Genomic DNA, 22,226 nt, shown 5'->3' with positions numbered 1-22,226 from the left:
TGCCGCCGCTCAATCTTCAGGCGCCGGCTTCAGGCGCCGGCACGTATCCCAATCTGCGCGAGATCGTCTCGGCAAGCTCCTGAAGCCGCACCACATGCGGCCCGTCGAGCGAAATATCGATCTCTTGCGCCGCGCCCAGCATGGTGACAGCCATTTCGATCTCTTGGGAAAAATTGCGCACGGGCGCCGCGAGGGCGGTCACGCCGGGCTGCGGGAAGGAATAGGTGATCGACACCCCGGTCCGGCGCACGCGATCGAGGATGTCGCCAAGCCCGTCGAACGGCGGGCAGGCACCGACGTAGCGCACCGGGTGGCTCTCGGCGAGTTGTTGTTCGGCAACTGACCTGCAGAGCGTGTCATCGAGGAAGGCCGCGAACAGCCGCCCTGTCGCGGTGCCGGTGACCGAATAGACCGTCCCCGGCTGTGCCGAGCTCCGAATCTCGTCGTTGGCTTGCAGAACCGCGGTGACCGTCGGGCCATAGGCGCCCCAGACAGAAATCGAGATAGACTGGCCGACCGATTGCGCCACCTTCAAAGCCTCGTTGGCCGCGACGACCTGCGGGTCCATGTTCAAAAGATGGCTCATGCCCAGCTCGAGCCCGAGGTCCCCCAACTGGTAGCCTCCGCTTTTTGCGTCCCGCGTGACCAGACCGCCGTTTTGCAGGCTGACGAGATAGGCGTGCACTTGCGCCTTGCTGAGGCCAGACCGACGCGAAAGTTCCATCGCACTCAGCGAGCCGGTCGTCTCGGTGAAGAGCGAAAGCAGCGAGAGGCCGGTTTCAACCGCCTGGACGCCACGACCATCGGTCAGACCGCTCATGCCAACGCGCTTTCGTAGCGACGGGTCGCCTCGAGCAGCGCCCGGAGCGTCGGGGAGTTCTGGTCTGGCGACACCGCCTCGGGGTAGCCAATGACCGAGACGGCAGCACAGGGGCCTGCGGGCGTCATCACCGCGGCTGCGAGGCTGCATAGATGCGGAACCGGCATTCCGACCGCATGGGTGAAACCGGCTTCGCGGATGGACCGGGCGCGCGCATGTCCCATCTCGGGCGTGCTCCGCCAGGCGTCGAAGAGATGCGCCGCGGCGCTGTTGCTCGCAGCGCTTCGCATGCCTGGGCTCAGGCTCAGGCTCAGCGGCCTCGGTCCCTTGATCACGCAGATCGTCGTCGGCACATCCCGGATCAACCGTTCGACCGTGACCATCATGCCGAGGCGAACAGACAGGGCGCGCGCCCGCTCGAGCGTCTGCCTTAGCACCGGGTCACCACGGAGGACCGTCTGCGCGAGAGCGAGAGTCGACTCCGACAGGCCGTAGCGCCCGGCGGCCGTCTCTTGCGCGATCATGCCGGTCCGCTTGAGCGAGTTCATGTAGGAATGCGCCTGTGCCGGCGTGATGCCTGCCTGCTCCGCGAGGTCTCGCAGCATCATCGGCTGGCCGCTTTCCTGAACGATCCTCAGCAGACGAATTGCCATATCCACAGATTTCACGCCGCGCTGGCGCGCCGGGGGGTTGGTCATGATCACTCCGCGTGAGGACTTGCGTCACCGACAGCGAAGCTGCCGCGTCCATATTTTCCGAGCTATGCCTATGCCGCGCAAGTCATATCGTTGCAAAGAGCTTTTGCCAGGCGTTGAGGGCAGGAGGGATTTCGTCCATGCCCACCGCTAAATAACAAAGATGATTTCAATTTGCGCGCTTGCAGCTCTCGCAAGAGGCGAAGGCGGGCTGTGCGACGCTTGTCGCCGAAATGCCCGAGCTCGGGCGGGGATCAGGAACTCCGGCCAGCGACATCGTCGTTTCCAGCTCGGTCCGCAGGATGTCGATCATGCGAACCGCCCCTGCCTCGCCGCCACTGGCCAGCGCGTAGAGCATTGCGCGTCCGAGAAGAACGGCGTCGGCCCCGGCCATCAGCAGTTTGAGAACGTCGCTGCCTCGCTGCACACCGCTGTCGGCGAGCAGCGGCATATCGGGGCCAACCGCGGCGCGGATCGATGGCGGCATCTCGATCGGGCTCACCGAAATGTCGAGGTTACGCATCCCATGGCTCGATACCACCAGCCCGTCCGTTCCCAGATCACGGCAGCGCAGCGCATCTTCGGGGTGCAGAACGCCCTTCACCACAAGCTTGCCGGGCCATGCGTCGCGGATTTTCGCGAGATGGTCCCAATTCAGATCTGCCGCGTGCCGCATCGGCGGCAGTCCCCTGCCGGTGATCGAGGCCTGTGCCGCCTGCGGGTGATGGGCAAAACGCGGCAATCCGCCCGAAATCAGCGAGCGCCCCAACACGTCTGCTGCCCAGGTCGGGTGGCGCATCACGTCGGTCACATTGCGTGCACCGAAACGCAGCGGCAAGCCAAAGCCGTTCCGGATATTGAAGCTGCGCAACGGAGAGGCGCGCGTGTCCACAGTGAGCACTAGCACCTCAATGCCGGTTGCGCGGACCCGCTCGAGAAGGGCCCGCCAATGCGCCTCGCTGTCCCATAGATAGAGCTGGAACCACAGCGCTGCATCGGTGGCCGCCCGGACCTCCTCGACGGACAGGAGGCTCTCCGTAGCGACAGTGAAGGGCACGCCTCGGGCGGCCGCGGCGCGCGCCAGCGCTATATCTCCTCGGTGCCGCACCAGACCGGCAAAGGCCGTGGGTGCGACCGCCAACGGCAGTGCGAAGTCGGTGCCTAGAATGGTTCTGGGCCGAACCCGTTCCGGCGTCTGAAGGACACGGGGTGCGATGCGTACAGCGTCGAGTTGCGCGCGGTTATAGCTGATCGCGGTTTCGGCTTCCGAGCCGCGATCAATGTATTCGAAGATGCCGCGCGGCAGCCGACGGCAGGCCCGCTGACGTGCTTCGGGAAAGTCGAGAAAGGAAGACACCGAGCTCAATCGGGCAAGAAGAGCTTGCCGGGGTTCATGATGTCATTGGGGTCGAACGTGGCCTTTATCCCCTTCATAAGTCCGAGCGCCGAGGGTTGCAGCGCATCGGCAAGCCGCGCGCGGTAGCTCAGCCCGATGCCATGCTCGGCGGTGATGCTGCCCCGGAGCTCGGTCACGACGCCGTCGATGATCCGGTCGAGAGAGCCGGACATCTCGAAATATGCGGCGCGGTCCGCAAAGCGGTCCTTGGCGAACATCACCACGAGGTGCATGTTGCCGTCGCCCATATGTCCGACGTAGAGCGGCCGGGCCTCCGGAAACTCCGCAAGAATGCGGGTGCGGGTGAGATCGACATAGGCCTGCTGCGCCTCGAGCGGCACCGAGCTGTCATGCGACATGTTTGGCCCGGCATGGCGGATGGCATCCGAAACCGCGTGGCGCAGGAACCAGAAATCCTCGGCCTGCTGCTCGTTCTGGGCGATGACCACATCCAGGGCGATCTCGTCCTCGAGCGCTGCCATCAGCGTCCGTTCGAGCGCTGGCATCATGTCTGACTCCTCGGCGCTGTCGCTGACCTCGAGCAGCAGCGACCAGCGTGGCAGTTCGGCAAAAGGCAGGCGCGACGCCGGAAACTGTTCGAGCACCAACGCCATGTAGTCGGCCTCGGTGATCTCGGCTGATGTTACGCGCTCGCCGAAGCTGTCTTTCATTCTACGGAGCAAGGCCAGCGCGTCGTCGACACTGTCTACCGCGACCATCGCGGTCTCGCGGGTGCGGGGGGCGGGCACGAGCCGCAACACGGCGGCGGTGATGATGCCAAGGGTGCCTTCGGACCCGATGAACAGTTGCTTGAGGTCGAAACCGGCGTTGTCCTTGCGCAGACGGGTCATCCCGTCGATGACTTCGCCAGAGGGCAGGACGACCTCGAGCCCGAGGACCAGCTGGCGGGTGACGCCGTAGCGGATCGCCGAAGAGCCGCCGGCATTTGTGGCGATATTGCCGCCGATCTGACAGCTGCCCTCCGAACTGAGGCTGAGCGGGAAGAGCATGCCGTTCTCTGCCGCCGCTTGCTGGATCGCCTGCAGCACGCAACCTGCCTCGACGGTGATGGTCTCGTCGAGAGGCGAGATGTCGAGTATCCGGTTCATCCGGCGCAGCGACAGGCCGACACCGCGGACGGTCTCACCAGAGGTGAGGGTCTTGCCGCGCACCGCCGCACCGCCGCAGAGCCCGGTGTTGCCGCCAATCGGGGTGATTGGCACGCCGCGCGCGTTGCACAGCGCCACGATCTGGCTCACTTCCACTGTACTTGCGGGCTCGAGGATGCACAGCGCGTCACCTTCGTAGTTGCGTCGGACATCGATAAGGTAGCCGCCGATGCGCGCGGGATCGGTGAGAACATGGGCGTCGCCGACGATGGCGGCGAAATCGGTCAGGAGGTGCGGCGTGTCGAGCATTCTTGGAGCTTTCGGTGCAGGGAGCGCCCCGCGCGGATTGCGCGGGGCGCGGGAGTGTCAGCTTACGAAATCAGCCATTCGGAATAACGGCGCTGCATCTCGGTGTAGTTCTCGCCCCACCATTCGGGGTTGATTACCACGTTCTTGCCGCTCGAAAGGTCGGGCAGGTAGCCGCCCTCGTCGCTGGAGCGGATGGCGTCGAGCGTTTCGACGTGGTTGGGGACGTAGAAACCTGCCAGCGCCCAGGTCTTCTGCTGCTCGGGGCGCAGCGAGAATTCGATCCAGCGCATCGCTGCTTCCTTGTTGCGCGAGCCCTTGGTGACCGCCCAGAAGTCGAGCGAGTTATTGGTCTGCTCGAAGGAGAAATCCACCGTCGCGCCGTTCTGCCGCGCAGAGTTCACACGGTTGAAATAGCTATAGGAGAAATCGGCTTCGTTCTGCGCGACCGACGACACTTGCTCGGGTGTCGAAGAGGCGAACTTCGAGACATGCGGCTTCAGCGCATCGAGCTTGGCAAAGGCGCGTTCGACATCCAGCGGGTAGAGGTCGGCGGGATCGACGCCATCGGCGACCAGCGCCATCTCGAGCGTTTCCGGCGCGAGCGCGCGGGCGCAGCGGCGGCCGGGGAATTTTTCGACATCGAAGAAACCCGCGAAGTCGGTGGGGTGATCGCCGTCGGGGTTACGCTCCGCGTCCCAGAGCACACCACCACTATAGAGGTAGAATGGGATGTAGTAAGGGTTCGGCGCTTCGACGAGGCCACTCATACCGACCAGTGACGGATCGAGCTCTTCCCAGAGGTTCTCTTTGGCACCCGAGGTGGCGAAGGCAGCGGGCGCATCGACGACGTCCCAGGTCACGGAATTGCTCAGCACCTGCGCCTTGACCTTGGCCATGTCGCCATTGTCGATCAGTTGCACCTCGATGCCGGTCTCCGCCGTGAACGGATCGACAAAGCTTTTCTGGACCATCTCGTGGTAGCTGCCGCCCCAGGTCGTGACGGTCAGCGTCTGGTCAGCAGCACGTGCCCGACCGGTAAAGACTGCCGGTGCCGCAAGTGCGACGCCGCTGCCGGCGAGGCCACGGAGCAGATGGCGACGGTTCAATTCGAGTTTCCGCATTTTGATTTCCTTTCCCTGTCGGTCGTTTTTCATTTTTACGAATGGTCGGGGCTGCCGGGCAGAAGCCGGGCATCCCGGGTCTGCCAACTGACCTGCAAGCTGCTCCCGCGGGCGGGACGCTTACGGTGGGCGGTGCTGGGCTCTTGCACCATCAGGCGGGTGCCATCCGCTGCCTCGAGGTAGTGGCGCAGGACGCCGCCGAGCACGATCGAGTCGCGCAGCGTTGCCGGAATGCCCGGCTGTTCGGTTTCGGGGCTGATGGTCGCGGACTCGGGGCGCACCATCAGCACTGCCTCGCCGGAGCCAGAAGCTCCCGCAAAGCCCTCGGGCAGAGGCAGCGACCCCATCGCGGTCTGAAACAGCCCGGCAACGGCATCGACGCGCCCGGGGATCAGGTTCGAACTGCCAAGAAAATCAGCCGCAAAGAGCGTCTTGGGTTCGAAGTACAGCTCTTCGGGTTCGCCTTGCTGCTCGATCCGGCCATTGCGCATCAGCACGATGCGGTCCGACATGGACAGGGCCTCTTCCTGATCGTGGGTCACGTAGATCATCGTGACGCCAAGTTCCGCGTGCAGGCGCTTGATCTCGAGTTGCATGTCCTCGCGCAGCTTCTTGTCGAGCGCGCCAAGCGGCTCGTCCATCAGGATGATCGAAGGCTTGTAAACGATGCAGCGCGCCAGCGAGATGCGCTGCTGCTGGCCGCCCGATAGCTGCTTGGGCTTGCGGTCGGCAACATGCTCAAGCTGGATCAGTTTGAGCACGTCGCGCACGCGGGTCGCGATCTCGGCCTTGGGCAGTTTGCGCACCTGCAGCGGAAAGGCAATGTTCTCGAAGACGGTCATATGCGGCATGAGCGCGTAGTTCTGGAAGACCATGCCGAGGCCACGCTCGTTGGTCGGCACGTTCGTCGCGTCGCGGCCGTCGATCTCGATCGTGCCCTCGGTCGCCTGCGTCATGCCAGAGATCAGGTTGAGAAGCGTAGACTTGCCCGACCCAGATGGCCCCAGAAGGGTCACGAACTCGCCGCGGGCGACGGTCATGTCGACGTGATCGAGCGCCACTGCGGATCCGTAGGTGCGGGTCAGGTTGGTGACGCGGATCATCGGGTCCTGGGTGGTGCTGGGCGTCATGCGGTCGGTGTCCTGAGAGTCAAAATTGCTATGAGCGTTCATGCCTCGAGCTCCTTGCGTTCGAGCCGCATCATCACGAGCGCGAGCGCCAGAGAGACGACCGTCAGCAGCGTCGAGACAGCGGCGATGACAGGGGAGATTTCCCAGCGCAGGGCGCTGAACATCTTCACCGGCAGTGTTTCCGTGTCCGGGCCGGTGATGAAATAGGAGATGATCACCTCGTCGAGCGAAATCAGGAACGCGAAGAGCGCGCCCGCGGCGATCCCGGACTTGAGCTGCGGCAGCACGACGCGGAAGAAGATGGTGCTTTTCTTGGCCCCCATGATCAGCGACACCTGCTCGTAGGCGGGATCGAGGTGGCGCAGCGCGGCGCCGACCGAGATCATCATGAAAGGAATGGCCAGCATGGTGTGCGAAAGCACGACCGTCACCGTGCGGTTCAGCAGGCCCAGCGGCGCGAGTTGCAGGTAGAGCCCCAGCGCCAGCACGATCACCGGCACCAGCAGCGGCCCCATCGAGAAGGCAGAGATAAGCCGCTGGCCAGGCAGCTTGGCGCGTTGCAGCGCATAGGCGGCGGGCACAGCGAGGAGGGTGGTGATCACCATGACGATCGCGGCGATCAGCAGGCTACGGCTCATCGAGCCCCACCAGGCCGGGTCGGAAAAGAATGCCCGGTAAAGCTCGGTCGACCATTCCTGCGGCGGGAATTCCATCTCGCTGCCGGTGCCGAAGGAGATCGGAACGACGATCAGCGATGGGGCAAGCAGGAAAAGGTAGCAGATCCAGGCGGCCAGGGGCACGATCAGAGTGCCAGCGCCACGCAGTGCGGACTTCATGATTTCGATCCTCCGGTCGCGTTGCCGCCCTGAACCTTACTCAGCGCCGCAACGAGCACGCCCGAGATCAGCAACAGTACGATGGCGATAGCCGAGGCCAACGGCCAGTCGAGGGTCTGACGGGTGTAGAAGTCGATCAGGTTGGCGACCATCATATCCTGACGCCCACCGAGAAGCGCCGGAGTGATATACATGCCGATCGACAGAGTGATATTGATCAGGACGCCTGCGATCACCCCGGGCATCGCCAGTGGAAGGGTCACGCGGCGGAAAATGGTGAAGCGCGAGGCGCCCATGACCTCTGCCGCCCGGCCGAGGTTGGCGTCCTGCGCCAGCAGGCTGCCGAGGATCGACAGGATCATGAAGGGCAGCAGGTAGTTGATCATCCCGAGGATCGCACCGACACGGTTGAACACCATCGGGATGTGGATCTCGCTGCGCAGCAGCCAGCTCAGGAAGGTGTTGATGACGCCCTCATAGCCAAGCAGTGCCGTGAGTGCGAAGCTTTTCACGAGGATGCTGGTCCAGAACGGCAGCATCACCATGGCAAGATAGGGCACGCGGCGGCGCGGCGACATGCGCGACAGGTGCAGCGCGACCGGAAATCCGATGAGCAAGCTGACCAGTGTGGCGGAGCCAGTGATGGTGAAAGTGGTGACCAGCACTTTGCGGAAAAGCGTGCTGGTCAACAGCCCTTCGTAGGCGCGCAGGGTGAACCCCTGTTCGTTAAAGCTTTGCCAGAGTGTCTGACCCAGCGGGTAGAGAAAGAACACCGCCAGCAGAAGGGTCATCGGCGCGAGAAGCGCCAGACCCGTTGGTCGGTTGAGGTAGGGGGTGTCGGTGGCCATGCAACCTCTCTGTCGGTGAGGTCGAAGAGCCGACGCTGGGTCGGCCACTTCTTTCGTTTTCTGAACGCTTGCATCAATTCTTAAATTTTACAAGCAGAATTCTGAAAACTGAAAAGAATGGCCGAAAACTATGGATCAAAGATCCGCATTCACCCAGAAAACGATGCATTGCGTGGCACCGATGTTCGAGAAGCGGTGCGGCAGATCGCTCGGAAAGGAAAAGCAGTCGCCCTCACGCAGCACGCGCGCCTCGCCCTCAATTGTAAGCTCGAGTACGCCGGCAATCACCAGCCCGATCTCTTCACCATTGTGCGAATAGGGCTCGTCGCCCGACCCGCAGCCCGGCTCGATGATCAGGTAGAACCCCTTGAGTTGCTCGCTGGCCTTGGGTGAGATCAGGTCCTTGCGAAGACCTTCGCTGCGCACAAAGGGCTCTCGACGATCCGCGGTCACTACATAAGGGTCTGATTGTGTGTCGTTTTTTGTCGGATCGAGCAGCCAGGCCGCGGACACGCCAAGGGTCTCGCCCAGGGTGAACAGGGTCCGGACCGTGGGTGAAACCAGATTGCGCTCAATTTGCGACAGCGTGCCGATAGAGATGCCTGAATTTGCGGCAAGATCCGCAAGTGTCATCTTCTGTGCCTGGCGCAACTCGCGGATGCGCGCGCCCAGCTTCGGTTCTTCACCCTGCCGCGTTTTGCGGCGGCTCGATGCTCCTGCCGAGATTCCGTCCATGGCCGTCCTTTATCATACTATAAGGCACTGGCGGCGCTGCGCAGGGTGCCGATGTCCATATCAGGGTAGTGAAATCACCCCCTTCGCACAACCAGTTTTCAGAATACCAAAAATTTGAGTTGCAAATTTCAGTTTCCTCCCTGATCTTCCCGCTAAATCGCAGGAAAAGAAAGGATGCGCCATGCGGGATGCTGAGATGACGTGGCACCAGCGCGCTGCCGCGCTGAGCCTCGAAGGCCGGATGTTCATCGACGGGGCCTATGTCCATGCAGCTTCGGAGGCGACCTTCGAGAACCGCAACCCTGCCACGGGGGCGCTGCTCAACGAAATCGCCGAAGGTGGCGCCGAAGATGTCGACCGCGCTGTCGCCTCGGCGCGCGCAGCGTTCGACAAGGGCAGCTGGCGCAAGATGAGTCCTTCGGATCGCGGCGTCCGGCTGGTCCGTTTCGCGGGTCTGATCGAGGAGCATCGCGACGAGATTGCGCTTCTTGAGACCCTCGACATGGGCAAGCCGATCTCGGATAGCCTGTCGGTGGACCTTCCGCTTTCGACGACCTGCCTGCGCTGGTACGGCGAAGCCGTCGACAAGATCTATGACGAGATCGCCCCGACCCCCGGCAGCGCGTTGTCGCTGATGAAGCGGGCCCCGCTCGGTGTCGTCGCGGCGGTCGTGCCGTGGAACTTCCCGCTGATGATGGCCTGCTGGAAAATTGCGCCGATCTTGGCTGCTGGCAACTCCGTGGTGCTGAAACCGGCCGAGCAGTCCTCGCTCTCGGCGATCCGCATCGCGGCGCTGGCGATCGAAGCGGGCATTCCGGAAGGCGTCTTCAACGTGGTGCCGGGCCGTGGAGAGATCGCTGGCAAGGCGCTCGGTCTGCACATGGACGTGGATTGTATTGCCTTCACCGGGTCAACCGAGGTCGGCAAATATTTCATGCAATACTCGGGCCTTTCGAACCTGAAGCGCGTGGGACTTGAGTGTGGTGGTAAGTCGCCGAACATAATCTTCGACGACGCGCCAGATATCGATGCGGCGGCAGAGGCCGCAGCTTGGGGCATCTTTTACAACCAGGGTGAGGTCTGCAACGCGGGCTCGCGGGTGCTGGTCGACGAACGCATCGCCGATCAGGTTATCGAGAAGATTGCCGAGACCGGAAAGGCGATGAAGGTGGGTGATCCGCTCGACCCTTCGACGCAAATCGGCGCGCTTGTCGATCCAGGACAGACCGAGCGCGTGATGTCCTACATCGCGGCAGGCAAGGAAGAAGGCGCCCGGCTGGTGTCGGGCGGCACCCAGCCCGAAGAAGGTGGCTGCTTTGTCGAACCGACGGTTTTCGCGGATGTCACGGCGAATATGCGGATCGCGCAGGAAGAGATCTTTGGCCCGGTCCTCTCGGTGCTGAGTTTCCGGGACGAGGCCGAGGCGGTGAGCCTTGCCAATGACACCATTTACGGATTGGCTGCGGGCATGTGGACTCGCGACCTGAACCGCACCTTCCGGGTCTCCGAGCAACTTCAAGCTGGCGTTGTCTGGGTGAACTGCTTTGACCATGGCCACATCTCGTCGCCCTTCGGCGGCTTCAAGCAATCCGGTTTCGGACGCGACAAGTCGTTGCATGCGCTCGACAAATACAGCGACATCAAGACCACTTGGATCAACCTCGGGTAAGGAGAACTGCCATGACCGAACCCGTTATCAAGGGCCTCATGCCTGCCTGTCCGACCGCGCTGGATGCCGACGGCGTGGCCGACCGTGCCGCGATGAAGGCATTGGTCCGCTACATGCTCGACAATGGCGCAAGCGGCGTCGTGCCCATGGGCGGGACGGGCGAATATGTCTCGCTTTCGCCAGACGTTCGCACTGCCACCGTTGAGGCCTGTGTTGAGGCGGCGCAGGGCGCCCCGGTGTATGCCGGTGTGCTGGCGCCGGGCTTGGGCGATGCGCTGCCAGCGGCCCGCGCCTTCGCCGCCGCCGGTGCTTCGGGGCTGATGCTGATTGCGCCCTACTATGCGCCGCCGTCACAGCAGGGGGCCATCGACTATTTCCGGGCGATGCGCGACGCAGTCGATCTGCCGATCATGCTCTACGATAACCCGTTTCGCGCGCGGTTTGCATTCGCGCCTGACACGATCGCGACGTTGGCCGAGGAAGGCACCATCGTCGGCATGAAGGCCTCGAGCACCGACCTCTATCATTTCGATCAGGTCATGCAGCGTGTCGGGCCCGGCTTTGGGGCGCTCAGCGGGCAAGACACGCTCTTTGTCCAGCAGTTGTCCTCGGGGGCCGTCGGCGGTGTATTGACCTCGGCGGTGCTGGTGCCGGGGGCTTGGGCGCGCGTGCAGGCGCTTGCTGAAGCGGGCGAACTGACCGAAGCGCTGGCGATCCAGCGCAGCCTCGGCCCGCTGATGGATGCGCTATTCGCCGAAGAGAACCCCGCTCCGCTGCGGCACGCCCTCGCATTGGCGGGGCTCGAGACGGGAAGTTCGGCGCTTCCGGCGGCGCCAGTGTCCGACGCGCTGAAGGCGCGGCTCGCTTTGGTGCTTTCAGGGCTTCGCGCGTCCGGGCTTGCCGTTCCAGAGGCCGCGTAATCCACGAGCGCAATGAGGCGTCACCATGTCAGAGACCGCAGAGAACTCCCTTTACCTGCGTGAGGCCGGGCCGGGCACGGCTTGGCCGCATCTCGATGGCCCTCTGCGCACCGAGGTTGCGGTTATTGGCGGCGGCTTCACCGGTCTGTCGACCGCTTTGCATCTTGCGGAGCGCGGGATCGACGTAGCGGTGTTCGAGGCGGAACAGCCGGGCTGGGGGGCCTCGGGGCGCAACGGCGGACAGCTGAACCCGGGCCTGAAATATGACCCGTCCTGGTTTCTCGAGCATTTCGGCGAGGTGCAGGGCCGCGCCATTGTCGATTTCGGCTGGTCGACGGTCGAGCAGACCGCAGAGCTGATCTCGCGGCACGGCATCGAGTGCGGTTTGCGTCGCAACGGTACCTTGAGGGCTGCTGCAAGCGCCCATGATGTCGCTGGCGTCCGGGCGAGCCAAGCGGATATGCGGGCCCACGGGATGCCGGTTGATTGGATCGAGGGTGAGGCGTTGACCAGGTTGCTTGGGCACGATGCCTACCATGGCGCCTTTCTCGATCGTAGAGGCGGCGACCTCAATCCGTTGCTTTACGCGCGCGGCCTCGCGCGGGTCGCTCAGGCGGCTGGCGCGTCGGTTTTCGCACGGTCCAGGGTCAGCGCATTGCAACGCTCCGGGTCTGAATGGGCCCTGCAGGTCAACGGTCAGGAGGTCCGCGCCTCGCGGGTTCTGATCGCCTGCAATGGATATGCCGACCAGATTTATCCGGGTCTGCGGCAGGCTTCGGTGCCGGTGTTCAGCTCGGTGCTGGCTTCTGAGCCGCTTGGCAAGCTCGCCGAAAGGATCATGCCGGGACGACAGGCGCTCTACGAGGCGGGGCTGGTGACAGTCTATTGCCGTGTCGATGAAGGCGGCCGTCTGATCATTGGCGGGCGCGGACCGATGAAGCCGTCCTCCGATCCTCGCCGGATGCAGGCCATCGCGCGCCACGCAATCCGGCTCTGGCCCGAGCTCGCCTCCGTCGGCTGGCAATACGCCTGGAACGGCCGGGTCTCGATCACCCAGAGCCACCTTCCGCACCTGCACGCTCCCGCAGATGGGCTGCTGATCGCCTACGGCTACAATGGCCGGGGGGTGGCTCTGGCGACGGCGATGGGAGAGCGGCTTGCAGAAGCGCTCGCAGGGCAGGATGTGGAGACAAGGCTACCGCTGCCTGCGACCGCGCTGAAGAAAATCCGCTTTCACCGGTTCTGGCCGGTCGGCGTGCACGCGGCGGTGCAATGGGCAAAGCTGCGCGCGGCCTTGCAGCCATAAACAGAGCGTAGGGCGGACCGACGGATATCCTCTTCTGATTGCACGGGACCTCAACAGAGGGACATCGGGCTATGAAAACCTGAGAAGCCGCATCGCGCTATGTCTGGACTAGATGGATAGTGCGACGTCATCTCCACGATCGCACCGTTGCATTCCGGCCGCTGGTGCGGAGCATTTGGCCGAACAGGGTGACGGCGTCTGTCCCGATGCCGAGGTCATCATCACAACGCGCGCACGGAAGCTCGTTAGTCTCTCCGACGCCCAATGCAAACCGCGCAAAACCATGGGCCTTCTTAGCGCCTCCATGAAATGCGGAGGCGCTAATTCCGTTTCGTGAAGTCAGACGTTACTCAGCGCGATGCCAATCGGCGATGTTCCAAATCTGGCTGTCCCAACTGTTCATCCGAACACCAGCCAAGGTCTTCGCCTTGCCCGAGATGGTGCGGCGGTGGATCAGCGGCACAATCGAGTAGGAGGCGACGAGCTGATCGTTCATTTGCCGCGCGATCTGTCCGCGCTCCTCCAGCGAGGCCGCGGCGCGGAAGGCGAGGATCAGCTCCTCGTAGGCATCCGAGCAGAAGCGCTGGATGTTGTTGCCCTGCCATTGCGTCTCGGGTGAGGGGATGTTGGCGCAGCTCCAGTTGCCGAGGAAGGCCTCGGGGTCCTGTCCCTTCGAGTTGTCGGTATACATTTCGACATCGGCAAAGAACTTCTGGCGAGTGTCAGGCGAGCCGGGGTCGCCGCCGAAGTAGACCGAGGCGTCGATGTTGCGCAGCTCGGTCTCTACGCCAAGCTGGTTCCACCAGTCCTTGATCAGCGCTTGGCTGTCCTGGCGCACGCCATTGGTCGAGGTCTGGAACAAGATCGACAGTTTCTGGCCATCCTTGTCGCGGATGCCGTCGCCGTCGCTGTCGGTCCAGCCGGCCTCGTCGAGCAATGCTTTCGCGCCGTCGAGGTCCTGCACGACGCAGCCCTCATTGGCGTCCGACTTGTAAAGCGCCGGTGCGGGGATCACCGCGCAGCCGGGTACACCGGCATCACCGTAGAGCGCCTCGGCGATCACGCCACGGTCGATCGCCATCGACAGCGCCTTGCCCACGCGGGGATCCGACAGGAAGGGATGTGCGCCACCGGCCACCGTAGACCGCGCCTCGCCGAGGTCGGGGTTCGGGTCTGTCTGGTTCATGAAGAGGAATTCGACAGCCGGGCCGTCGCCGGTGATCACCTCGCCGGGCCCATCGGTCATCTGCGCCAGAACGTCGGGCGCAAGCTGTAGGTTCCAGGCGTAGTCAACCTCGCCGGTTTGCAGCACCGCGCGCGCAGCTGAGGTGGGATCGCCGCCGCCCTTGATCGTGACATTGGCGAAGGCAGGCTTCTCGGCATCGCGATACTCGGGATTCATCACGTAGGTGATGACGTCATTGGCGCGGAACTCGTCGACCATATAGGGGCCCGTGCCGATCGGGTGGCTGTTTTCTTCGGTGCACTGGGCGACACGGCTCCCGGTGCAGTCCTTGAACTGCGCGGCTTGCAGTAGCGGCGCCTCGGAGCTTACGAAGGCGGCATAGGGGTAGGGCTTGGGCTCCGAAAAGCGCACTTCTACCGTGCTGTCGTCGAGTGCCACCACGTCGGCGACCCCGTCGAACTGCTGCAGTGCCGCGCAGCCACTTTCCTCGTCCGTACAATACTTCCAGGTGAATACGGCATCCTCTGCCGTCACTGGGCTGCCGTCGGACCATTTCAGTCCCTCGCGGAGGGTCCAGGTGATCGACTTCAGATCCTCACTGACACCGCCGTTCTCAACGGTGGGTATGGCCTCGGCGAGGATCGGCACCAGCGCCCCGGTCTCGTCGAAGCGGGCCAGCGGTTCCAGCACCAGAGAGGCGGCTTCGACTTCCTTGGCAATGCCCGACAGGTACGGGTTCATCGTCGAGGCGGCCTGCCAGTAGAGGATGTTCAGCTTGCCGTCGCTGCCGCGCTCGGCGCTGGCCGCCATCGGCAGCAGCGTCAACGCTGTTCCGAGCATCACTGCAAAGGTCTTCATGAGGGCTCTCCTGTCGTGAGATGCCGAGGACGCGATGGGCCCCGGTCGAATTGGCTCGACCACCTGCAGGGAGTCAGTCGAGCAGATGTAATAAAAGTTGCGCATCAGAATTTTGTACGTCAAGTTGTATCAAACGATACATATGCTAAAATCGAGCATGCGATGAAATCTTCAGAAGACCTCGCCGCGCAGCTGCGCAACTCGGCCGTTTCTACGGCCGAGCGCAAGTTGGCAGCAGCTTTTGCCGAGAATTTTCCCACGAGCGCGCTCGGTACGGTCGAGTCACTTGCCACTCGCGCCGGGGTGAGCGGTCCCACGGTACTACGCTATCTCGCAAAGCTGGGCTTTGCGCGTTTCGCTGAGTTTCAGGCGGCGGTGATGTGCGAGGTCGATCGCCAACTCGGCTCGCCGCTGATCCAGATGGAGACGCCGCCGGTGGAGGCGGGCGGGGAGGAGCATCTCTACCGGCGGGTGCTGCTGATGCAGGCCGAGGCCTTCCGGCGCATGGCGGACCGTGTCGTGCCCGCCGAGTTCGACACAATCGCAGACCTGCTGGCGGATCCCAAGATTTCGGTCAAAACGCTGGGCGGACGTTACAGCCGCAACCTCGCTCAGCGTCTGGCGCTACAACTGGGGCAGGTGCGGGCAGGGGTCACTCTTCTCGATCAGCCGCTCGGCTTTGCCTATGACGCCTTGGCCGACATCGGACCGCGCGATGTGATCGTGCTCTTCGACTACCGCCGCTACCAGAGTGAGCTTTTGCAGTTCGCCACCCTCGCGCGAGAGGCGGGGGCGCGCATCGTGCTCCTGACCGACCTCTGGCGCTCGCCAATCGCAGCGCTTGCAGACGCCGTGCTGACCGCGCCGGATGAGTTGGCTTCGCCTTTCGGCTCGCGCGTGGTGCCCACCGCCCAAGTCGAGGCGCTGGTCGCCGCAGTGGTCGAGCGCGACCGCGGCTCGGCACGGCAACGGCTGGCACGGCTAGAGGCCCTGCGGGGGCAGGACACGCCCAACGCCGCTCCCGAGGACCGGGGCGATGTATGAGCAGCCCGTCATCCTAAACCCCGAAGGAAATTTCCCGGCGCTTATCGTCGTTGACCATGCGGGCACCGACACGCCTGAGCGGTTCGGCGCGCTCGGGCTCGATCCAACGTGGCGCAACACACATCATTTCTGTGACCTTGGGATCGCGCTGCTGGCCCGGACCTTGGCCGAACAACTCGATGCGCCGGTGATCCTTGGTACAGTCAGCCGACTAGTGATCGATCTCAACCGCTGGCTGGCCGACCCGCGCTCAATTCTGACCATGGTCGAGGACACGCCGATTCCGGGCAATGCCGGGATCTGCGAAACGCAACGGAGTGCCCGGCAAAACGGCATTTTCTGGCCCTATCACGCTGCGGTTGCACAGCTCTGGGACCGGGTAACGGCCCGCCACGGTGATCCGCTGTTCTTCGCGCTACACAGTTGCACGCGGACATACGACGGCTTTCGTCGCCCTTGGGACGGAGGCACCATTTGGAATGAATCCCCGCGCCTGGCGCACGACTTGCTCAATGCGCTCGCAGACGACGCGGCGCTCACGCTGGGTGACAACCAACCCTACTCGGGGCGCGAGGGGGTCTACACCCTGGATCGGCACACCTGGGGCAGCGGCCACCGGGCCTGCGGTTTTGAGGTCAGCAACGATCTTCTGGAAACCCCGCAGGGCCAGCGCGACTGGGCCGAGCGGCTTGGCCGGGCGCTGACACTGGCGGCCCGCATGGAGGAACGCGCATGAGCGCCGAGAGAGTTTCGACCGAGCCGCCCTATGCCCTAAGCGCGCCACCAGCCCCTGAGACGCCGCCGCTGGAGGGCAGCATGGCCGTAGACGTGGCGCTGGTGGGCGGTGGCTTCAGCGGCACTATCGCGGCGCTTCAGCTTGCACGGAAAGGCCTGTCAGTGGCGTTGATCGAAGCGGGCGAAATCGGGCAGGGCGGCTCTGGCCGCAACCATGGGCAGTGCATTCCAGTCTTCGGATATCTCGACCCGGGGTCGCTCCCGGCCGAGGGATTTGCGCTACTGCGCGACGCCGGGCAGATGGTCTTCGAGCAGATCGCTGAGCTCGGAATTGACTGTGAGGCGGAGCAGAAGGGCTGGCTCAACGCAGCTCATGATGAGGCCGGCCTGATCCGCGCGCGTGCAGCCCATGCTAAATACGCCGCGCTAGGCAAGGCAGGGGACTTCCTTGGCCCCGATGAAGTGACCGCGCTTAGCGGCATCAAAGGCTATCTCGGCGGCTGGGTTCACCGAGACGGCGGTCACCTCAATCCTCTGGCATACGTCCGCGGCCTTGCAGGAGCGGCGCAGGCAGCAGGCGTCCGGGTCTGCACACATACTCCGCTGCTCGGGCTGTTGCGGAATGCTGCGGGGGCTTGGGTGTTGCGCACCCCGCGCGGCGAAATCACCGCGCGAAAGGTCGGGCTCACCACCAATGCGTATGGGGCCGATGCAGTCCCGGCACGGATGCGCCGCAGCCTCGTTCCGATGACCTCCTATGCAATCGCTAGCGAACCGCTAAACGCGGAGCAACGGCGCGCAGTGCTGCCGTCTGGCATGAACTTTAGCGACACGCGCCGGGATCCCATGTTTTTCCGGGTCGATGCTGCCGGACGTATCATCACCGGTGGCCTCGTCGAACTGAAGCGCGGGCGCATGACAGACCCGACCTTTAGGGAAGTGGGAGCACGGCTCATGAGCCGCTACCCTGTTCTTGAGGGGCTCGGCTGGAGACATCACTGGACAGGTACAGTCGGGATCTCCGCCCGGCAGCGCCCTGCAATTTTTGAACTCAATGAGGGACTGTGGGGATTGCTCGGGTACTGTGGCCGGGGCGTGCCCACCTCAGCCGCGTTGGGTCGCGCCTTTGCTGCCACGCTCGCATGTCCCTCCGACGGCGCGCGTCTCTGGCCGCATGATGCGCCAGCGCGCATTCCAGCAAGACGACTTATAGGCCTGGGTGTGCAATCGCTTCGCGGGCCCTTCAACAAAACCCGTGATAAAATGGAACGCAAAAGAGACAAGGCGATGAGCTCTTAGCGCGAGCGCTCAAGGATGGTGTCCCCGAGATGGGTTTCTGAACCGTGAGCGTAACCGCCACCCGGTCCCGCGGCGCGTAGTTTCACGAGATGTCCAACGTTTCTCGCGGATACGAACCATCGAAGAGGGGGCTCCAAGCTACCTGCGCGCCGCTGCGACAATCCGCGCGATCCGCTCGTACAAAAGTGCCGGCCTGCAGCCCCGAAATCCGCTCGGAGAGCTGATCTTGGGGTGCTGCCTAAGGCCGTTTCATCCAATCACGCAATACTCTTGCATAATTCGACCTCATCCGAAGCACATCCGGATCGTCGGCGTTTCGAACTACTGCTTTGCGACACCGAGGTGTGAGGCAAAGTCACTGCCCTCATAGCCGTCACGGAACCGCCCGTCCTCGGCCAGCGCGGAGGGAATGGTGGAAAGCGCAAGATCAAGGCAGGGCACCGAGCCGCCGGGGAAGAGAATAAAGCCGTCCAGAGCGCCCGCATCGGCCCAATCCCGAATGGCGTCGATGGCTTGCCCGGGCGTGCCGATAACCTGCCAATGAGCCGAGCCCAGCACCTCGGGCGCTTCGAGCAACGCGTCGAGGGTCGGTTCGGATCGGGCGATCTTGCGGTGCAGCAGTTCGGCGTGGGTGCGGCTGCGCACGCCTTGCGCCAGCGGCGGCAGATCGTCGGCGGTGATCCGGCGGCTGCCCTCCCAGTCCGAGAGATCAAGCCCGATCATCGCTGTCAGCTTGGCGAGTTTCTGCGCCCGGCTCGTGCCGGCATGGGTCTCGCGGTAAAGCTCCCGCGCTTCGGCCTCTGAGGCGGCAAGGAACAGGCTCAGCCCCGGCATCACGCGCACCGCATCGGCGGGTCGTCCCTGCGCCTCGGCGCGGCGGCGCAGGTCGGCGCGCAACTCGATGGCGGTCGCTTTGTCGGGGCAGGCCGCAAAGGTCCCGTCAGCGATGCCCGCGGCAAAATTGCGCCCGATGTCAGAGGCCCCGGCCTGAAACAGCGGCAATGGGGCGGGATGCCCCATGGCGCCCAGCGGGCCTTCGACCTGGTGATAGGCACCCTCGAAATTGATCGGCTCGGCAATGGTCGCGCTGTCATAAAGCCCCGCGCTGCGATCTATGAGTGCAGAGCCGTTTGGGCAGGTCTGCCAGAGCGCGCGGATCACCTGCACCGCTTCGGCGGCGCTGGCATACCGTTCGTCGGCGCTTGGCATCTGCGCGAGGCCGAAATTGCGCTGACCGTCGAGGCTGGTGACGATGTTCCACCCGGCGCGCCCGCCCGAGAGCCAATGCAGCGTCATCAGCGCGCGGGCGAGGATATAGGGCGGGAAAAAGGTGGTCGAAGCGGTGGTCAAAAGCCCGATGTGCGAGGTGTGCCCGGCCAGCAGCGTCATCAGCAAGGTCGGGTCCGAGCCGCTGCCACCGGGAAGCTTTGCCATGCCCGGCGGCGGCGCGCCGAGGCTGTCGGGGCGGAAGACGAAGTCGAGATGCGCCGCCTCGGCGCGCTGCGCCAGTTCGATGAAAAAGCGCGGGTCCGACAGGCGTTCCACTTGGCTGTCCGCGCGCCGCCACGCATCCCCCGAGAGCCAGGTGGGCGCGAGGGTCATGCCGATATGCAGCTGTTTTTGGATGGGGGCCACCGGGGTCGCCTTTCTGCGCGGAACTTGGGAGGGTTTGGATTGTTGACGGTTTTACTGTGGAATGCAGGTTTTGCAATTCGAAGCGCGTTCCTTGGTGCGATACGTTCTCAAGGCTTTGTCCCTCAGCTTCTCAATCGGATAGCTTCCCTCCCTTCGCGCCGTCATATGCCGATGACGCGGGCGTGCTGGCGCCGGTCTACAGCTTTGATAGGGGCCGCGGCGCGCGCCCCGAGACGGCGGAGGCCTATATCGGTAGCGCCAAGGTTTCGACGCCGCCTATCGCCAGCGCCGAACACGCACTTGAAGCGGTGCGCAGCTGGGCGGCAAACTGACCGGCGCGCAGTGCCACCGGGCAGACGAAAACGAGCCCACGCATGTGGGCCCGTTTCGTTTTTGTGCGGCGCTGCGGCTCAGAACTGCATGCGCACGCCGACGCCAATCATCCGCGGATCGGTGACCCGGGCCGAGGCGCTGCCCGTGGCGCTGCGCACCCAAGTGACCTCGTTCTCGTCGAAGACATTGTTCACATAGCCATAGAGCTCGAACTGATCATTGAGATCATAGCTCGCCGAGAGGTTGGCCACCGTATAGGGATCGACCTCGTAGTCGCTGGTGTTGTCGGCATCCGAATAATAGCCGGTGACGTGGCGCACATCGCCGCCCACGGTGAGGCGGTCGGTCACATCCCAGCTCGCCCCAAGGCTGAAGGTCCCATGCGGGGCGCGGCTCAACTCGTTGCCCTCAAGGCTCGGCACATCGTCGAACTCGAGGATCTCGGTGCGCAGCAGCCCCATGCCAGCGGTCAGCCGCAGTGTATCGGTGGCCTGATAATCGGCGGCCAGCTCAAGGCCATAGGTCTCGGCGCGCTCGGCGTTATAGGTGGTGCGGCTGGAGTAGATTTGCTGATCGCGGTAGTCGCTGTAGAACAGGTTCGCGGTCAGGAACAGCCGGTCGTTCAGCAGCGAGCTTCGGGCGTAGGCCTCATAGGTCCAGACCGTCTCTTCGTCGTATTCATAGTAGTCGCTGGTGATGAAGTTGATGCCGCTGCCGCCGGGGTTGTAACCCTTGGCCACCGAGACGCCGACAGTGGTGTCGTCGGTCACCGCGTAGGCAAGGCCGAGGCTGGGCAGAATGGCATCGAAGTCCTCGTCGTAATCCACAGGGTTCGTGGTGCCGAAAAGGTAGCTCTCATAGGTGCCGCTGCGGGCGATCTCGTCGTGCTGGAAGCGCAGCCCGCCGGTCACCGACAGCCGCTCTGCCGGGCGCCAGGTCAGCTCGCCGTAAAGGCCGGTGCTGGTCTTGTCGTTGTCAAAGAAGCTCTGCCCGCCGTTGCCGTTGTAGGTGATGTAGATGTCATCCGCCTGATCGGTCTGCGAATAGAACAGCCCGACAACGCCGCTGACCGGATCGAGGGCGTCGCCGAAATTCGCGCGCAGCTCGTTGGTCCAGCCGTCCGATTCCACATGGGCGGTGCCGTCTTCATACTCCTCGAGGGTACGGTCATAGACCGACTCGCCATAGCTGAGCTGGTTCGACAGGGTGATGCCATTGCCGAAGTCGTGGCTGACGTCGGCAATTACACTGTCAGAGATCACATGCAGCGTGGGACCGTAGTCGCTGCTTTCCAGATCGCCATTGTAGGGGAAGGGGACGCTCTCGCTGGTGGGCTCGTTGCTGTCCACATGCGCGTAGGTCAGCTTGGCCTCGAAGCCGGGCAGATCCGAGGGGGCCCACAGCAGCTTTGCGCGATATGTCTGGCTCTCGAAATCGCGGTTGGTGTCACCGCCGTCGCCCTCGGCATCTTTCACCTCGACGTAATTGTCGCGTGAGAAGTAGTCGGCCGAAAAACGCATCGCGATATCGGATGCGACCTGTCCGCTCAGCGCCACCGAAGCACGGCGGGTGTTGTAGCTGCCGCCCAGCAGTTGCGCCGCGGCTTCCGGCTCGAAGGTCGGGTCCTTGGTGTTGACGATCGTGGCGCCGGCGATCGAGTTGGCACCCTGCTTGGTGGTCTGCGGGCCGCGGTAAACCTCGACCGTGTCGATGTCCCACAGGCTGGTGCCGCCGTTCACATATTCATAGTAGTTCTGGTAGTGCCCATCGACATTGACCGTGGCGCGCGGCGTCGTGCCCGCGAAGAAGGCGACCGCGCCTTCCTGCGCGCCCTGGCTCTCGATGCCGCGGATCGTCGGTGCGACGCCAGTGCCGACGTCGAGCAGGTTCGGAACGGTCTTCAGCGCCTCGCTGATGTCGCCGCTCTGCGGTTTCACCTCATCGCCGGTGATCACCTGCACCGAGGTCGCGGTGCTCTCGATGGTTTTGGCGTCCTTTTCACCGGTGAGCAGGATCATTCCAAGGTCGTAGCCGCTCTGTTGCGCGAGCGCCGGATGCGCCATCCCGAGCACGAGCGCCCCATGCGCGATGCCGCCAAGCAATCTGCTTTTCGTTTTCATATCTGTCCCCATCATTGGTCGGTGCGGCCGCGTGGCTTGGGAGGATCCGGGTCTTGGCGATCAGGATGGGACGCGCGAGGGCGCGTGGCTCGGACAGCCGCATTTATTCCTCATTGCATGAT

18 protein-coding genes are annotated in these 22,226 nt (G+C 63.7%); 6 read left to right on the top strand and 12 right to left on the bottom strand.

Translation table 11 applies throughout. From position 1 onward, the window contains the following. Positions 1–16: 16 nt before the first annotated feature. The 9 genes from ACXAD2_RS04365 to ACXAD2_RS04325 form a co-directional block, all read right to left on the bottom strand. On the bottom strand, positions 17–820 hold the full coding sequence (locus tag ACXAD2_RS04365; protein ID WP_475167366.1) for an IclR family transcriptional regulator: 804 nt from the start codon (positions 818–820) through the stop codon (positions 17–19). Beyond that, positions 817–1,518 carry a helix-turn-helix domain-containing protein gene (locus ACXAD2_RS04360; protein WP_475167364.1) on the bottom strand — a complete coding sequence of 234 codons (702 nt, stop codon included), beginning with the start codon at positions 1,516–1,518 and terminating at the stop codon, positions 817–819. Before ACXAD2_RS04360 ends, ACXAD2_RS04365 begins: the two co-directional genes overlap by 4 nt. A gap of 166 nt (positions 1,519–1,684) precedes the next feature. Beyond that, positions 1,685–2,872 carry an alpha-hydroxy acid oxidase gene (locus ACXAD2_RS04355; RefSeq protein WP_475167361.1) on the bottom strand — a complete coding sequence of 396 codons (1,188 nt, stop codon included), beginning with the start codon at positions 2,870–2,872 and terminating at the stop codon, positions 1,685–1,687. Positions 2,873–2,877: 5 nt separating this feature from the next. Then, positions 2,878–4,329 (bottom strand): FAD-binding oxidoreductase, encoded by a 1,452-nt coding sequence (locus tag ACXAD2_RS04350; protein ID WP_475167359.1) that lies wholly within the window; start codon positions 4,327–4,329, stop codon positions 2,878–2,880. Positions 4,330–4,391: 62 nt separating this feature from the next. Next, positions 4,392–5,450 carry an ABC transporter substrate-binding protein gene (locus ACXAD2_RS04345; RefSeq protein WP_475167356.1) on the bottom strand — a complete coding sequence of 353 codons (1,059 nt, stop codon included), beginning with the start codon at positions 5,448–5,450 and terminating at the stop codon, positions 4,392–4,394. Between the two features lie 35 nt (positions 5,451–5,485). Further along, on the bottom strand, positions 5,486–6,622 hold the full coding sequence (locus ACXAD2_RS04340) for an ABC transporter ATP-binding protein (RefSeq protein ID WP_475167353.1): 1,137 nt from the start codon (positions 6,620–6,622) through the stop codon (positions 5,486–5,488). Continuing rightward, positions 6,619–7,416 carry an ABC transporter permease gene (locus tag ACXAD2_RS04335; protein ID WP_475167350.1) on the bottom strand — a complete coding sequence of 266 codons (798 nt, stop codon included), beginning with the start codon at positions 7,414–7,416 and terminating at the stop codon, positions 6,619–6,621. Before ACXAD2_RS04335 ends, ACXAD2_RS04340 begins: the two co-directional genes overlap by 4 nt. After that, a complete protein-coding gene (locus ACXAD2_RS04330; RefSeq protein WP_475167346.1) occupies positions 7,413–8,264 on the bottom strand; it encodes an ABC transporter permease in 852 nt (283 codons plus the stop codon). Before ACXAD2_RS04330 ends, ACXAD2_RS04335 begins: the two co-directional genes overlap by 4 nt. Before the next feature lie 135 nt (positions 8,265–8,399). Then, entirely contained in the window at positions 8,400–8,999 is a 600-nt protein-coding gene (locus ACXAD2_RS04325) for a cupin domain-containing protein (RefSeq protein WP_475167343.1), read from the bottom strand. A gap of 181 nt (positions 9,000–9,180) precedes the next feature. Here ACXAD2_RS04325 and ACXAD2_RS04320 point away from each other — a divergent pair, with 181 nt between their 5' ends. The 3 genes from ACXAD2_RS04320 to ACXAD2_RS04310 are packed head-to-tail and all read left to right on the top strand — an operon-like array spanning position 9,181 to position 12,894. Beyond that, on the top strand, positions 9,181–10,668 hold the full coding sequence (locus ACXAD2_RS04320; protein ID WP_475167340.1) for an aldehyde dehydrogenase: 1,488 nt from the start codon (positions 9,181–9,183) through the stop codon (positions 10,666–10,668). 11 nt (positions 10,669–10,679) lie between these two features. Beyond that, a complete protein-coding gene (locus tag ACXAD2_RS04315) occupies positions 10,680–11,588 on the top strand; it encodes a dihydrodipicolinate synthase family protein (RefSeq protein ID WP_475167337.1) in 909 nt (302 codons plus the stop codon). Between the two features lie 25 nt (positions 11,589–11,613). After that, a complete protein-coding gene (locus ACXAD2_RS04310; RefSeq protein WP_475167336.1) occupies positions 11,614–12,894 on the top strand; it encodes an NAD(P)/FAD-dependent oxidoreductase in 1,281 nt (426 codons plus the stop codon). Positions 12,895–13,240: 346 nt separating this feature from the next. Here ACXAD2_RS04310 and ACXAD2_RS04305 read toward each other — a convergent pair whose 3' ends face one another. Next, on the bottom strand, positions 13,241–14,938 hold the full coding sequence (locus ACXAD2_RS04305; protein ID WP_475167333.1) for a peptide ABC transporter substrate-binding protein: 1,698 nt from the start codon (positions 14,936–14,938) through the stop codon (positions 13,241–13,243). A 162-nt stretch (positions 14,939–15,100) separates the two neighbouring features. Here ACXAD2_RS04305 and ACXAD2_RS04300 point away from each other — a divergent pair, with 162 nt between their 5' ends. From ACXAD2_RS04300 to ACXAD2_RS04290, 3 genes are read left to right on the top strand one after another with little or no spacing between them, the layout of a single operon-like run. Further along, positions 15,101–15,982, top strand: a complete 882-nt coding sequence (locus tag ACXAD2_RS04300) for a MurR/RpiR family transcriptional regulator (RefSeq protein WP_475167331.1) — start codon at positions 15,101–15,103, stop codon at positions 15,980–15,982. Further along, positions 15,975–16,718 carry an N-formylglutamate amidohydrolase gene (locus ACXAD2_RS04295; RefSeq protein ID WP_475167330.1) on the top strand — a complete coding sequence of 248 codons (744 nt, stop codon included), beginning with the start codon at positions 15,975–15,977 and terminating at the stop codon, positions 16,716–16,718. Before ACXAD2_RS04300 ends, ACXAD2_RS04295 begins: the two co-directional genes overlap by 8 nt. Continuing rightward, positions 16,715–18,016, top strand: coding sequence for an NAD(P)/FAD-dependent oxidoreductase (locus tag ACXAD2_RS04290; RefSeq protein WP_475167328.1), 1,302 nt, complete (start codon positions 16,715–16,717; stop codon positions 18,014–18,016). The genes ACXAD2_RS04295 and ACXAD2_RS04290 overlap by 4 nt, the downstream gene beginning before the upstream one ends. 321 nt (positions 18,017–18,337) lie before the next feature. Here the strand turns inward: ACXAD2_RS04290 and ACXAD2_RS04285 are convergent, their stop codons facing one another. Together ACXAD2_RS04285 and ACXAD2_RS04280 are read right to left on the bottom strand one after the other, a co-directional pair. Beyond that, positions 18,338–19,651, bottom strand: a complete 1,314-nt coding sequence (locus ACXAD2_RS04285; RefSeq protein WP_475167326.1) for an NtaA/DmoA family FMN-dependent monooxygenase — start codon at positions 19,649–19,651, stop codon at positions 18,338–18,340. A 410-nt stretch (positions 19,652–20,061) separates the two neighbouring features. Then, entirely contained in the window at positions 20,062–22,104 is a 2,043-nt protein-coding gene (locus ACXAD2_RS04280) for a TonB-dependent receptor (protein ID WP_475167320.1), read from the bottom strand. Positions 22,105–22,226 lie beyond the last annotated feature (122 nt).

Source organism: Salipiger sp. ABN3_019 (assembly GCF_056158605.1).
This window is presented reverse-complemented; position numbering and strand designations above follow the sequence as displayed.